Annotated in this window: 13 protein-coding genes and 2 pseudogenes; 10 read left to right on the top strand and 5 right to left on the bottom strand. The window is 70.5% G+C overall.

Annotated features, from left to right (window positions below):
* Nucleotides 1-77: 77 nt before the first annotated feature.
* Nucleotides 78-944, bottom strand: a complete 867-nt coding sequence (locus AC1DU4_RS16915) for a helix-turn-helix domain-containing GNAT family N-acetyltransferase (RefSeq protein ID WP_477841688.1) — start codon at nucleotides 942-944, stop codon at nucleotides 78-80.
* Between the two features lie 101 nt (nucleotides 945-1,045).
* Between AC1DU4_RS16915 and AC1DU4_RS16910 the strand changes: the two are divergent.
* The 4 genes and pseudogenes from AC1DU4_RS16910 (at nucleotide 1,046) to AC1DU4_RS16895 (ending at nucleotide 5,528) form a co-directional block, all read left to right on the top strand.
* A pseudogene (locus AC1DU4_RS16910) lies at nucleotides 1,046-2,385 on the top strand (NAD(P)-binding domain-containing protein).
* Between the two features lie 6 nt (nucleotides 2,386-2,391).
* Complete coding sequence (locus AC1DU4_RS16905) at nucleotides 2,392-3,615, top strand: MFS transporter (protein ID WP_477841686.1); 1,224 nt, start codon at nucleotides 2,392-2,394, stop codon at nucleotides 3,613-3,615.
* Nucleotides 3,616-3,795: 180 nt separating this feature from the next.
* Complete coding sequence (locus AC1DU4_RS16900) at nucleotides 3,796-4,722, top strand: ATP-binding cassette domain-containing protein (protein ID WP_477841684.1); 927 nt, start codon at nucleotides 3,796-3,798, stop codon at nucleotides 4,720-4,722.
* On the top strand, nucleotides 4,719-5,528 hold the full coding sequence (locus AC1DU4_RS16895; RefSeq protein ID WP_477841682.1) for an ABC transporter permease: 810 nt from the start codon (nucleotides 4,719-4,721) through the stop codon (nucleotides 5,526-5,528). Before AC1DU4_RS16900 ends, AC1DU4_RS16895 begins: the two co-directional genes overlap by 4 nt.
* A gap of 167 nt (nucleotides 5,529-5,695) precedes the next feature.
* On the opposite strand, the gene AC1DU4_RS16890 is transcribed toward AC1DU4_RS16895, so the two are convergent.
* On the bottom strand, nucleotides 5,696-5,911 hold the full coding sequence (locus AC1DU4_RS16890) for a hypothetical protein (protein WP_477841681.1): 216 nt from the start codon (nucleotides 5,909-5,911) through the stop codon (nucleotides 5,696-5,698).
* Nucleotides 5,912-6,001: 90 nt separating this feature from the next.
* Here AC1DU4_RS16890 and AC1DU4_RS16885 point away from each other — a divergent pair.
* Nucleotides 6,002-6,559: pseudogene (locus AC1DU4_RS16885) on the top strand (sigma-70 family RNA polymerase sigma factor); the annotation flags it as partial.
* Nucleotides 6,560-6,956: 397 nt separating this feature from the next.
* On the opposite strand, the gene AC1DU4_RS16880 reads toward AC1DU4_RS16885, so the two are convergent.
* A complete protein-coding gene (locus AC1DU4_RS16880; protein WP_477841679.1) occupies nucleotides 6,957-7,160 on the bottom strand; it encodes a hypothetical protein in 204 nt (67 codons plus the stop codon).
* 252 nt (nucleotides 7,161-7,412) lie between these two features.
* Here AC1DU4_RS16880 and AC1DU4_RS16875 point away from each other — a divergent pair, with 252 nt between their 5' ends.
* Nucleotides 7,413-7,592: a tautomerase family protein gene (locus AC1DU4_RS16875; protein ID WP_477841678.1), complete on the top strand. Its 180-nt coding sequence runs from the start codon at nucleotides 7,413-7,415 to the stop codon at nucleotides 7,590-7,592.
* A 1-nt stretch (nucleotide 7,593) separates the two neighbouring features.
* On the opposite strand, the gene AC1DU4_RS16870 is transcribed toward AC1DU4_RS16875, so the two are convergent.
* Nucleotides 7,594-8,085 (bottom strand): MarR family winged helix-turn-helix transcriptional regulator, encoded by a 492-nt coding sequence (locus AC1DU4_RS16870; protein WP_477841676.1) that lies wholly within the window; start codon nucleotides 8,083-8,085, stop codon nucleotides 7,594-7,596.
* A gap of 142 nt (nucleotides 8,086-8,227) precedes the next feature.
* Between AC1DU4_RS16870 and AC1DU4_RS16865 the strand changes: the two genes are divergently transcribed.
* The gene (locus tag AC1DU4_RS16865; RefSeq protein ID WP_477841674.1) at nucleotides 8,228-9,010 is read left to right on the top strand and encodes a dioxygenase family protein; all 783 of its coding nucleotides are present in this window, start codon (nucleotides 8,228-8,230) and stop codon (nucleotides 9,008-9,010) included.
* A 7-nt stretch (nucleotides 9,011-9,017) separates the two neighbouring features.
* On the opposite strand, the gene AC1DU4_RS16860 is transcribed toward AC1DU4_RS16865, so the two are convergent.
* The gene (locus AC1DU4_RS16860) at nucleotides 9,018-9,473 is read right to left on the bottom strand and encodes a peroxiredoxin (protein ID WP_477841672.1); all 456 of its coding nucleotides are present in this window, start codon (nucleotides 9,471-9,473) and stop codon (nucleotides 9,018-9,020) included.
* Between the two features lie 82 nt (nucleotides 9,474-9,555).
* Here AC1DU4_RS16860 and AC1DU4_RS16855 point away from each other — a divergent pair, with 82 nt between their 5' ends.
* The 3 genes from AC1DU4_RS16855 to AC1DU4_RS16845 all read left to right on the top strand — a co-directional run bounded on the left by AC1DU4_RS16855 (nucleotide 9,556) and on the right by AC1DU4_RS16845 (nucleotide 12,666).
* Nucleotides 9,556-10,254, top strand: coding sequence for a hypothetical protein (locus tag AC1DU4_RS16855; RefSeq protein ID WP_477841691.1), 699 nt, complete (start codon nucleotides 9,556-9,558; stop codon nucleotides 10,252-10,254).
* A gap of 116 nt (nucleotides 10,255-10,370) precedes the next feature.
* Nucleotides 10,371-11,948 (top strand): anthranilate synthase component I, encoded by a 1,578-nt coding sequence (locus AC1DU4_RS16850; protein WP_072845685.1) that lies wholly within the window; start codon nucleotides 10,371-10,373, stop codon nucleotides 11,946-11,948.
* Nucleotides 11,941-12,666, top strand: coding sequence for a TIGR02234 family membrane protein (locus AC1DU4_RS16845; protein ID WP_477841669.1), 726 nt, complete (start codon nucleotides 11,941-11,943; stop codon nucleotides 12,664-12,666). The genes AC1DU4_RS16850 and AC1DU4_RS16845 overlap by 8 nt, the downstream gene beginning before the upstream one ends.
* Nucleotides 12,667-12,677 lie beyond the last annotated feature (11 nt).

Below are 12,677 nucleotides of genomic sequence, written 5' to 3'. Positions count from 1 at the left end.
TCGGAAACCCCGTCCACCATTGTCCCGCCCAGTCAGCGGCGGGGCCAGCGGTCGGACGATTGCGTTGGTCCGCGTARCTATCCGGCGGCGGAACGGCGCTCGAGGAAGACGGTGTCGCGCCACCGCCCGTCGAGTTGGGCGATGCGTTCGCGGACACCGATGGTGCGGAAGCCTGCAGAGTGGTGCAGCGCGATGGAAGCACGGTTCTCCGGGAAGATCGAGGTCTGCAGCGTCCAGAGCCCGTCCTGGTCGGCGGCGATGACCTGGGTGTGCAGCAGCGCCTTGCCGACCCCGCGGCCGCGCATGCCGTCGGCAACGTAGACCGAGTTCTCGGCGACACCGCGGTAGCAGTCCCGGCTCGAGACCGGGCTCAGCGTGGCCCAGCCGACGACCGTCCCGGCGGTCTCGGCCACCCAGCGGTGCTCGGGGAGCCACTGGGCGTCGAGGGATTCCCAGGTGGGGACCTCGGTGGCGAAGGTGGCTGCGCGGGTCGCGATGCCCTCGCCGTAGATCCGTCGGACCGCGTCGCGGTCCTCACTGCGCATCGGGCGGACGGTGACGTCGGCGGGCAGGTCTTCCGGGCAGCAGGGGCGCGGGTTGAGCAGGCCCATGACCACGTCCGCGGCCTGCGGAAGCCCGGTGCAGCACGCCGGGTTGATCACGACGACGGTGCTGGTGCCGTCCTTGTGGACGTTGACGAACCCGACGTCTGCGAGCTTGCGGACGTGATGCGAGACGGTGGGCTGCCCCACGCCGAGCGCCTCGGCGAGCGCGCCGACGGTGATGCCGGCGGGGTGGCTGGCGACCTGGTGCAGCAGCCGCACCCGGGTCGGTTCGGCCAGGCACGCGAACCAGCCGGCGTATGTCGCGGCGTCCTCGGTCGCCAGTGCATCCGCCCCGGCGGGGCGGGTGGTCCGGACGACCGGCATGTCGAGGGAAGTCATGACCCCACTATATCGATGTCTGTCGATGGTTGCGTATATCGACAGGCGTCGATATAGTCGATCGCGAGTAAATCGATACGCATCGATGAAAGGATGTTGTGATGTCTGACCTGCCTGTGGTCGTTGTGGGTGCCGGCCCGATCGGGCTTGCCGCCGCCGCCGAGCTGCGAGAGCGGGGCCTGAACCCGCTGGTTTTCGAGCGCGGCGCGAGCGCCGGTGCCGCGGTCGGCGAGTGGAATCACGTCCGACTGTTCTCCCGCTGGTCCGAGGTGATCGACCCTGCCGCCGAGCGGCTGCTCGCCGAGACCGGTTGGGCGCACCCGGACCCGGAGTCGTATCCGACCGGCTCCCAGTGGGCCAACGACTACCTCGTCCCGCTCGCCGCCGCCCTCGGCGACGCGGTCCACCACAGCACCGAGGTCGTCGGCGTCGCGCGCCGCGGCCGCGACCGCGTCGTCGACGCCGGACGCGACACCGAACCGCTGTCCGTTCACATCCGCCGAGCCGACGGCGCCGAGGACCGAATCCTCGCCCAAGCGGTGATCGACGCCTCCGGCACCTGGGGCACCCCCAACCCGCTCGGCAGCGAGGGCCTGCCCGCCGCCGGCGAACGCGCCGCCGCCGACCGCATCTCCTACCGCGTCCCCGACGTCGACGCCCCACAGGTCCGCGCCGAGTACGCGGGAAAGCACACCGTGATCGCCGGCGCCGGCCACTCCGCACTGACCGCAATCGTCGCCCTCGCATCCCTCGCCGCGGACGCGCCGGGCACCCGGATCACCTGGGCGGTGCGCCGCGGCACCGTCGGATCGGCGTTCGGCGGCGGCGAAGCCGACCAGCTGCCGGCCCGCGGAGCTCTGGGTCTGCGCGCGAAGAAGGCGGTCGACGACGGCCTGCTCACCGTGGTCACCGGATTCCGGACCGCAGCAATCGGATCCGGTGACTCCGGTGCGGTGACGCTGGTCTCCGACGCACGACAGCAGATCGAGAACGTCGACCGCGTCGTGGCGCTGACAGGGTTCCGCCCCGAGCTGTCGTGGCTCTCGGAGGTCCGCCTGGGACTCGACCCGGTCCTGCAGGCGCCGGTCGAGTTGGCGCCGCTCATCGACCCCAACGTGCACTCGTGTGGCACCGTGTACCCGCACGGCGTCCGCGAGCTGAGCCACCCCGAACCTGGCGTCTACCTGGTGGGGATGAAGAGCTACGGCCGCGCCCCGACGTTCCTCGCGATGACCGGCTACGAGCAGGTCCGCTCCGTCGCCGCGCACCTCGCAGGCGACCACGAGGCCGCGCACCGGGTCGAGCTGATCCTTCCCGAGACCGGGGTCTGCGGCGGAGCGGGAGTGCTCGAGGAGCCCGACACCGCCGCGGCCGAGGGCGGTTGCTGCGCCACACCGAGCCGGAGCTGGTGACCCTCTCGCCGTCCATCGCCGGCCGGTAGCCGGGAGTGACCGAGACGACGGCCCCGCCGCAGACCGAGACCCTCGGCAAGACCGGTCTGCGACGGGTGCTGACCACGCTGTGCCTGACCGAGATCACCAGCTGGGGAATCCTCTACTACGCGTTCCCCGTGCTGTCGGTGGCGATCTCACACGAGAGCGGCTGGTCGCCGTCGGTGATCGTGGCCGCCTTCTCGCTCAGCCAGCTCGTCGCCGCCGTCGTCGGGATTCCCGTCGGACGCATTCTCGATGCCGCCGGTCCACGCGCGGTGATGACCGCCGGATCGGTGCTCGCGGTGCCGGCACTGCTGATCGTGGCGTGGTCGCCGAACCTGCCCGTCTTCTACACGGGCTGGGCCTTGGCCGGGGCGGCGATGGGCGCAGTGCTCTACCCGCCCGCGTTCGCCGCCCTGACCCGCTGGTACGGCGCCGACTACGTCAAGGCGCTGATGATCCTCACCCTCGCCGCCGGACTGGCAAGCACCGTCTTCGCTCCGCTGGCCGCGGCGCTGGTCGAGCGATACGACTGGCGGGCAACCTATGTCGTCCTCGCAGCGATCCTGGCCGCGGTGACGATCCCCGGCCACTGCCTGGGATTGCGAGGCCGCTGGCCGGACCCACCCCAGCATCCCGGCCCCGTCGTCATCGACCACCGCGAGGCGTCCCGCAGCGGGGCCTTCGCCACACTGGTGATCGCGCTGAGTCTGGCCGCATTCGCAGCGTTCGCCGCCGTGTTCAACCTCGTTCCCCTGCTCATCGAACAAGGCTTCAGCCCCGGCCTCGCCGCACTGACCCTCGGCCTCGGCGGAGCCGGACAGGTCCTCGGACGCATCGGCTACCTGCCGATCGCCGCACACACCGGCCCCCGCGGCCGAGCCGTCGGGATCATCGCCGCAACCGCAGCGACCACCGCACTACTCGGTGTCGTCGACGGGCTGACCGCCCTCATCGCCGTCGCGGTCGGCGCCGGCCTGGTCCGCGGCATCTTCACCCTCGTCCAGGCCACCGCGATCACCGACCGCTGGGGCGCAACCCACTACGGGAGGCTCAACGGGCTCATGTCCGCACCCATCGTCATCGTCATGGCCCTGGCACCGTGGGCCGGCACCGCACTGTCGAACTGGACTGGAAGCTACGCCCGCACCTACCTCGTCCTCGGCGCGATCGCCCTCCTCGCCGCAGTGTTCGCCGCCGCCGGCATGCCCCGTCGAACCATCGAACCCGCACCCTGACCACCGGAACCCGCGTTCGATCCACCTGATTCGGCGACGGGTGCGTCCAATTCGCGGCTGGTTCGTCTGAGGAAGCGGACTCCTATCCACCACCGGGTGGGAGCACACCTTCCGAGAGGAACCTCCGATGACCACCCACCTGTCCGCCCGCCCCGCCGGAGACCGCCGTGGGGGTGCGCGATGAGCGCCCCGGCCGTCGTGGTCGAGGATCTGCACGTCGCCTACGGCAAAACATGGGCCCTCGACGGCGTCGACCTGGAAGCTGCCATCGGGACGACACTCGGGGTGCTCGGCCACAACGGTGCCGGCAAGACGACCCTGATCCGTACGTTGACCACCCTGGTGCGGCCCACCATCGGCCGCGTACAGATCGAGGGCCTCGACGTGGTCGGTGACGCCACCGCGGTGCGCCGCCGGATCGGGGTGACCGGCCAATACGCCGGACTCGACGAATTCCTCACCGCCCGGGAGAACCTGGAGCTGATCGGCCGCCTGACCGGGCTGCGGCGCACCGCCCGCGCCCAGGCCGACGCGCTGATCAACCGGCTCGGGTTGCACGAATACGCGACCCGGCGGGTCGGGGAACTCTCCGGGGGCTCTCGCCGCCGGATCGATCTTGCCGCCAGCCTCGTCGGGTCCCCGTCAGTGCTGTTCCTGGACGAGCCGACCACGGGCCTGGACCCCCTCGCCCGCGCCGGACTGTGGGATGTCGTGGACGAGCTGACAGTCGCGGGCACCACGGTCGTGCTCACCACCCAGTACCTCGAGGAAGCCGACCGGCTCGCCGACCACATTGTGGTTCTGAGTCGGGGCAGGGTCGCCGCCCGCGGCACCCCCACGGAGTTGAAACGGATTGTCGGCGGCAAGGTCCTCAGCGCCACGATCCCCGCCGGCCAGCGCGCAGATCTGCCGTTCATCCCGGATACCAACCGGGTCGACGGCGACCGGGCTCGGGTGTCGGTCACCGTCGACGATGCCACCGCCGCGATCGCGCTGGTCGCCGACCTTCACCGCGGCGGCATCGAGATCACTGACCTCGACGTGACCTCCCCAAGCCTCGACGACGTCTTCACCCACCTCGCCCACACCCCCGGAGCACACCGATGACCACCACCACGCCTTCGATCGAGCGCCCCCGGATCGGGGACCAGCTCGCCGCCCTCACCGTCCGGAACCTGCGCACCAGCGCCCGCGTCCCGCAGTTGCTGATGTTCTCGCTGACCATGCCGATGGCAATGCTGGTGCTGTTCAGCCAGGTGTTCCGCAGCGTCGCCGCGGGACCGGGCTTCCCGGCCGGGGTCAGCTACATCGTCTTCCTCACCCCGGCAATGCTCGCCGTCTCCACCGTGATGGCCGGCACCAACGCCGGAGTCTCCGCCGCGATCGATCACACCAACGGCCTGCACGACCGCTTCGCGGCCCTGCCCATGCGGGCGGCGCTGCCGGGGGTGGCCCGCACCGTCAACGAGGCCGTCTTCACCCTCGCCCGGGCCGCGCTGCTCGGAATCGCTGCCGTGGCATTGGGTTTCGAGTTCTACGGAACCGCATTGGATGCTGTCGCCGCGGTCGTGGTGCTGGTGGTGCTGGCCGCGGCGATGAGCGCCCTGTTCGGGTTGATCGGGGACCGGCTGCGCCGCCCGGACGTGGTCCAGTTCGCCGGGATGATGGTGATGATGCCGCTGATGTTCATCTCGAGTGCGTTCGCGCCGCTCGAGACCATGCCCGGCTGGATGCAGGCCATGGCGACGGTGAATCCGGTCGCGCACGCCACCGACGCCCTGCGCGGACACGTGCTCGGCACCGCCACCGCCGGGGACACCGTCGCGGCCCTGGTCGCCGCGATCGGGTTGTGGGCCGTGGTCATCGCGGTCCCTGTTCTCGCCCGACTGGTTCGGCCGGCACGCGCCCGCTGAACGACGCGCCCGCCCTGCCCCTCCCGTGAGGGGGCCAGGGCGGGTCTTGCGTGTTGGCTGTGCGTCCGGACCCGGGCACCCCAATGGCCCCTGTCCCTCTGGAGGGCAGGGGCCACGCCTGGTGTGCTGCGGTCAGCGGATACGCCCGGTGCGGGCGTCGGCGGCGCTCATGCGACGGCGTCGAGCAGATGCAGTTCCTCCGCCACGACCAGATCGACCTCGTCGCTGGTCAGATCCGACAACAGATGTGTAGTCAGCATCGCTCTCACCTCCTCGCTGCGCTTCTTCGAATACGTCGAACCGGAGAATCCGGATTCGACATCGACACCCATACAGACGAGGCACCCCGAATTCGGACGCAGAGTGCGTTCGATCGCGGTCACCGTCGTCGGTACCTCTGCGGGGACCCTGAATTCAGGGGTCGCGACCGCGCCGCGAGGCGGGGATGCTGGAGACGGAGAGGAACCAGAGTCATGAGCGAGGACACGGGCACCACGACGACACCCCAACCGGAGTCGGCTGATCTCGACCAGCTCTGGCGCCGCTTCTCGAGCGACTTGCGGGCCTTCATCGCCCGCCGGGTCTCGCGTCCCGAGGACGCCGAAGACATTCTGTCGATCGTGTTCCTGCGGATGGCCAAGAGCCTCGACAACCTGCGCGAGCAGGACCGCCTTCTGGGCTGGATGTATGCGATCACCCGCAACGCGATCACCGACTACTACCGGTCGGCGGCGCGTCGCCGCGAGCTGACTGTCGACGCGGTCCCCGACAATCCTCCCGACGGCGAGTCGGACGCCGACGAGGCGGCGGCGGAGAAAGAACTCGCCTCCTGCCTGGTGCCGATGCTCTCGGGGCTGCCCGCCGAGCAGGCCGCTGCGGTGAAGATGGTCGACCTCGACGCCCGAACCCACGCCGCGGCCGCCGGTGAGGCGGGAATCTCGGTGTCCGGGATGAAATCCCGAGTCCAACGCGGCCGCGCCGCGCTCCAGGCCCAATTGCACGCCTGCTGTCAGATCAGCCAGGACCGGACCCCGTCCGCGCGCGCCGCGCCGCGTCTTGCCCTGAGGGTTACTGGCAGCCGCATCCGCCGCCGACGGTCGCCGCCGGACCACAGCACGTCGACTTCTCACTGTGGTCGCAGCAGGTGGCCTGTCGTTCGGTGCTGCAACACGTCGGCGCCGCAGCCTGGGGTGTTGCGTCCGTTCGATCCGTCGCCGGGGACTTGAACTCGTTGGGGTTGGTCATGATGACTCCTTGATCCGTGGGGATGGGCATCAGATCAGACGGAGGAGATCGAGAATGGACGCACCAGCGGAGACTTGTGGAGGACAGTCACGGGCGAAGCTGGCGATTGTCCGCCGTGTTTGTGCCGGTCACGGGCGTCGCTGTTGCGCGTCGAGTCGAACAGATCGAAGGGTTTCTTGGTCGCTACGCGATGGAGAAGTCAAGAATGCGAGAACTCAATTTCCGGATATCGACGATGTTCGAGCTGTGGTCGCTGAACTGAGCTGCGGCGAAGAGAATCGGCGGACGACTGTCCTGGCAGTCGCACGGCATTTTGGCTTGTCCGACAACACATTCCGTCGCCACTTCGCTGGCGTGGTCGAGGAGATCAAGTCGGTCAACCATCATGAACCTGACGGTCGCAGCGACGGAACCAGGCCGACCGGCTTGCGCGGTGACATCGACCGCCTCCGACGTGAGAACGCGGGCTCCGGAGCGACATTGAGGTTGCCGCGACCAGTGTGCAGCGCCTGGCGCTCGAGAACCACCGTTTGCGCAGCGAGATCGAAGCGCTGAGCGGGTGGTCGACATTGCCTTCGCGAAATCGAACGTAGCCCCACGCTGTGAAGCGTCGAATAGGACTGTGGCACAGTTCGTCTTGTGCCGTTGATTCAGATAAGTCAGACGCCGGGCCTCACTGCCGAGCAGAAGCGTGCGGTGATTGAAGCGGTCACCAGGGCATACGCCGAGGCCGCAGGGAAGAACCCGGCCCAGGTGTGGGTCACGCTGACCGACGTGCCGCGGGAGAACTGGGGCGTCGGCGGCGTGCCGCTCGGCTGACTCAGGCCTTGCCGGCGCCGCCGGCGATGCCCTTGTCGAGTTGGGTGACCATCGCGGTGCCCAGTGCGAGCAACTCGCGTACCTGAGCGTCGTCGAGTCCGTCGAAGAGCAGCGCCCGCACGGTCGCCACGTGGCCCGGCGCCGCCTCGACCACCTTGTCGTGCCCGGCGTCGGTGAGCACGGCCAGCGACCCGCGGGCGCCGACGATGCTCTCGCGCCGCACCCAGCCGGCCTTCTCCAGCTTGGTCACCACGTGCGAGAGCCGCGAGAGCGACGCGTTCGCCCGCGCGGCCAGGACGCTGAGCTGGAGCCGGCGCTCGGGCGCCTCCGAGAGTGCGGACAGCACGAAGTACTCGAAATGCGTGAGCCCGGAGTCGCGCTGCAGCTGGGTGTCCAGTGCCGCGGGCATCCGCGTCATCACGGTCACCAGCTCGCGCCACGCGGCCTGCTGCTCGCTGCTCAACCACTGCGTCATGTCCGAACCCCGCGTCATCTCGAATCCTGTGTCGTCTCGAACCATGTCCCGTGCCGAACTCGCGTACGGCGCAGGTCCGGTGGTGCCGGCCGGTGGGAACAACTGGCGCCCGCCGACGTTGACCCTTAGGCTAGTTGAAGCTTCAATCTAAGGAGTCGCAATGACGGACCAGGCAATGCCGGCGCTGTACCTCAGTCATGGTGCACCCCCGCTCGTCGACGACGCGCTGTGGGTCTCGCAGCTCGGCGGCTGGGCGCGGGACCTGCCCCGCCCGACGGCCGTCCTCGTGGTGTCTGCGCACTGGGAGTCGGCGCCGCTCACCATCGGCTCCACCGTCACCGGGACGCCGCTCACCTACGACTTCGGTGGCTTCGACCCGAAGTACTACCGGGTCACCTACCGGTCGCCGGGTGCGCCGGACCTGGCCCGTCAGGTTGCCGCGCTGATGCCCGACAACGAACCGGTCACCCACCAGCCGAGCCGCGGGCTCGACCACGGCGCCTACGTCCCGCTGACCGTGATGTACCCCGACGCCGACATCCCGGTCCTGCAGATCTCCCTGCCCACCCTCGACCCGCAGCGGTTGCTGCACCTCGGCGAGCGACTGCGGCCGCTGCGCGAGCAGGGCGTGCTGATCGTCGGCTCGGGCTTCACCACCCACGGACTGCCGTTCCTGCGGGACTGGACGCCGAACGCGCAGGCGCCGGGCTGGTCCTCGGAGTTCGACGCGTGGGCGAGCGAACGGCTCGCCGCCGCAGACGTCGACGCACTCATCGACTTCCGGGCGAAGGCGCCCGGCATGCCGTACGCGCACCCGACCATCGAGCACTTCGCGCCGCTGTTCGTCACCCTCGGGGCGTCGAGCAACCCCGAACAGGTGCCGGCGCAGGTGATCGACGGCTTCTGGATGGGGCTGGCGAAGCGGTCGCTGCAGGTGGCGTAGGCGCAGGTCAGCGTGCGCGGAGGAACTCCAGCGCCTGGTCGGCGTGGGTGTTCATGCGCACCTCGCTGGCGATCACCTTCAGTACCGTGCGGTCGGTGTCGATGACGAAGGTGGTGCGCTTGACCGGCGACAGCTTCGCGAGCAGGCCGCGCCGCACCCCGAACTGCTCGGCGACCTTGCCGGACTCGTCGGACAGCAGCGGGTAGTCGAAGGACTGCGCGGCGGCGAACGACGCCTGCTTCGCCACCGCGTCGGTGCTGATGCCGGCCCTCGATGCCCCGACCGCGGTGAACTCGGCGGCCAGGTCGCGGAAGTGGCAGGCCTCGGCGGTGCACCCCGGGGTGTTCGCGGCCGGGTAGAAGAACAGCACCAGTGGACCGTCGGCGACCAGTTCGCCGAGCGTGCGAACCGTCCCGTCCTGGTCGGGGAGGGCGAAGTCGGGTACCTGCTGTCCGGTCTGCATACTGCCGAGGCTACGCGTGCGTCCGTGGCGTCCAATACTGTGCGGCAGGGGTTCTCGGGCGGAGAGCCGGGTGGGGGAGCGGATGCGGCGGATCGTGCGGGTGTTCTGGGGGCCACGGCCCGAATCCGTCGAGTCGGTCGCCGAACGCTGGCGCACCACCCTGGACCGGTGCGACGCGCTGCTCCCGGCGCCGGAACCAGGTCGCGACAGGTCATGGCAGCAGATCCGTCCCACGGGTCCGGCCGACCTTCCCCGTGACCGGAACTCGCTGCGGGACGCCCTGGTCGCGGCCCGGGCGGACGCCGACTGGTCGGACGTCATCGGCATCGCGCTTCGGATCACCACGACGGGTGAACCCGGCTGGGACATCGAGATCAGTGGCCTCGCCGGCGGTGCCCCCGAGTACCTCCTGCAGTCGCTCGTGATGACGATCGCCGCGCCCGACAATGCCGCGATCCCCGAGGCCCAACTCCTCGCGATGCTCGCCCAGGTGTGGGAACCGGACTTCGGCGACGTCACCGACGACGACATCCTCGACGCCCTCGAAGACGACACCGGCTTCGCCGTCGGCGATCCCTGCATCGGCCGTCATGCCTACCTGTCCCCGCGCCGCGCGGTCCGCCTGCCCGACGGTCTGGGCGCGAACGTCCGGCCGTTCGGGGGCGGCGCGCTGGTCGAGGTCGAGGGGGCCGTCGACGACGTGGTGCGGGTGTACCTGCGGATGCGGGAGGCCGGAGCGCTGGAGCCGTTGCCCCGGCCGATGGACCGCGCCACCCTGTAGCGGCGGGCCTGCACGTGGCCGCAGGCTCCGCTCCTGTGCACCTGAGTCGCTCCGCAGGCTCCGCTCCTGTGCACCTGAGTCGCTCCGCAGGCTCCGCTCCTGGGATGATGGGTGCCATGCCCGGCGAGCCAACCACCGTCCCCTCCGCAGCCGCCGTCGTCGGCGCGGACGATTCCACCACCACCAGGGATCAGTTCCGCGCCCTCGCGGCCGAGCACCGGGTGGTGCCGGTCACCCGAAAGGTGCTGGCGGACTCCGAGACACCCCTCTCGGCGTACCGCAAGCTGGCCGCGGACCGGCCCGGCACCTTCCTGTTCGAGTCCGCCGAGAACGGCCGATCCTGGTCCCGATGGTCGTTCATCGGCGCGGGGAGCCCCGCCGCGCTGACCGTGGTCGACGGCGAGGCCGGCTGGCAGGGCAACGTCCCGGCCGGCGCCCCCTCGGGCGGCGATCCGATCGTCGCGCTCGGCCAGACCTTGGAACTGCTTCGCAGTGAACGACTTCCGGGCCTGCCGCCGCTGACCGGCGGCATGGTCGGGTTCATGGGATACGACATCATCCGCCGGATCGAGCGGCTGCCCAGCCACGCCGTCGACGACCTGCAGGTCCCCGAGATGGTGATGCTGCTGGCCACCGACCTGGCCGCCGTCGACCACCACGAGGGCGCCATCATCCTGATCGCCAACGCGGTCAACTGGGACGGCACGGACGACCGCGTCGACGAGGCCTACGACGACGCCGTCGCCCGGCTCGACGAGATGACCCGGGCGCTCAGCGCGCCGGCGCCGTCCACCGTCTCCACCTTCAGCAAGCCGGCCCCGGACTACCGCCGCCAGCGCACCACCGAGAGTTTCGGCGCGGACGTGCGACGGCTGATCGGCGAGATCGAGGCGGGCGAGGCGTTCCAGGTGGTGCTCTCGCAGCGTTTCGAGATGGACACCGACGCGCACCCGTTCGACATCTACCGGATGCTCCGTGCCTCCAACCCGAGCCCGTACATGTACCTGGTCAACGTCCCGGACGGCGACGGCGGCACCGCGTTCACCATCGTCGGATCCAGCCCGGAGTCGCTGGTCACCGTCAAGGAGGGCGTCGCGACCACGCACCCGATCGCGGGGACCCGCTGGCGCGGCGAGTCCGAGGAGGACGACCTGCTGCTCGAGAAGGACCTGCTGGCCGACGAGAAGGAGAACTCCGAGCACCTGATGCTGGTGGACCTCGGGCGCAACGACCTCGGCCGGGTCTGCGAGCCGGGCACCGTCAAGGTGCACGACTACCGGCACGTCGAGCGCTACAGCCACGTCATGCACCTGGTCTCCACGGTCACCGGCCGGCTCGCCGAGGGCAAGCACGCGCTCGACGCGGTCACCGCCTGCTTCCCGGCCGGCACCCTCTCGGGCGCCCCGAAGGTCCGGGCGATGGAGCTGATCGACGAACTCGAACCGACCCGGCGCGGCATATACGGCGGCATCGTCGGCTACCTCGACTTCGCCGGCGACGCCGACACCGCCATCGCGATCCGCTCCGCCCTGGTCAAGGACGGCACCGCGTACGTGCAGGCCGGCGCGGGGATCGTGGCGGACTCCGACCCGGTCTACGAGGACACCGAGGCGCGGAACAAGGCGATGGCCGTGCTCAGCGCGATCGCCGCGGCGGGAACCCTCGCCGCACTCGACGGTGAGCGCGATGACTGACGCGGCGGCCACCGAACCGGCCCGGCGCGGGTCCGGCGCGACGGCGGCGCTGCCGGTGCTGCTGCTGGCCGTGGCCGCACTGTGCCTGTGGGCGTCCTCGCGGATGACCTGGGTCCAGGTCGACTCGCAGGACGGACTCGGCGAGGCCCGCAGCACCGCGCTGGGCGGTGGCGTCTGGGCGGCGGCCACCACGCCGCTGGCGTTGACCCTGATCGCCGCGATCGCCGCGTCGTTCGCGGTGCGCGGTTGGGCGCTGCGGGTGGTGGGGCTGCTGGTGGCCCTGGTCGCGGTAGCGGCCGTCGTGCCCGCGGTGTCCCTCCTTGTCGGTGGTGCCGACGAGGAGAAGGCCGGCCGGCTGGCCGAGCTGCCCGGCCGGGCGGAGGTCACCGGCGCGACGACCTACCCGGCGCCGGCCCTGCTGGCCGTGTTCGGCGGCGTGGTCGCTCTGGCCGCGGCGATAGCCCTGATTCGCAAGGCCGGCCGCAGTGCGGGCCTGTCCTCGCGCTACGCCGCACCCGCTGCGCGGCGGGAGGAGGCGACCCGCCGGGGCGCGTCCTCGCAGCCACCGAGCCAGCGGGTGATCTGGGATGCGCTCGACGCGGGGGAGGACCCGACCGAGGACGAACCCCCTGCAGGACCGGCGTCCGGCACCGGCCCGGCGGAGCCAAACCACGGCCCGGACAACGACGGTCCGCCGCCCACAGAGACCCGCCGTTAGTCAAGGCATCG

This window comes from Rhodococcus sp. P4_F5, assembly GCF_056401315.1.
This window is presented reverse-complemented; position numbering and strand designations above follow the sequence as displayed.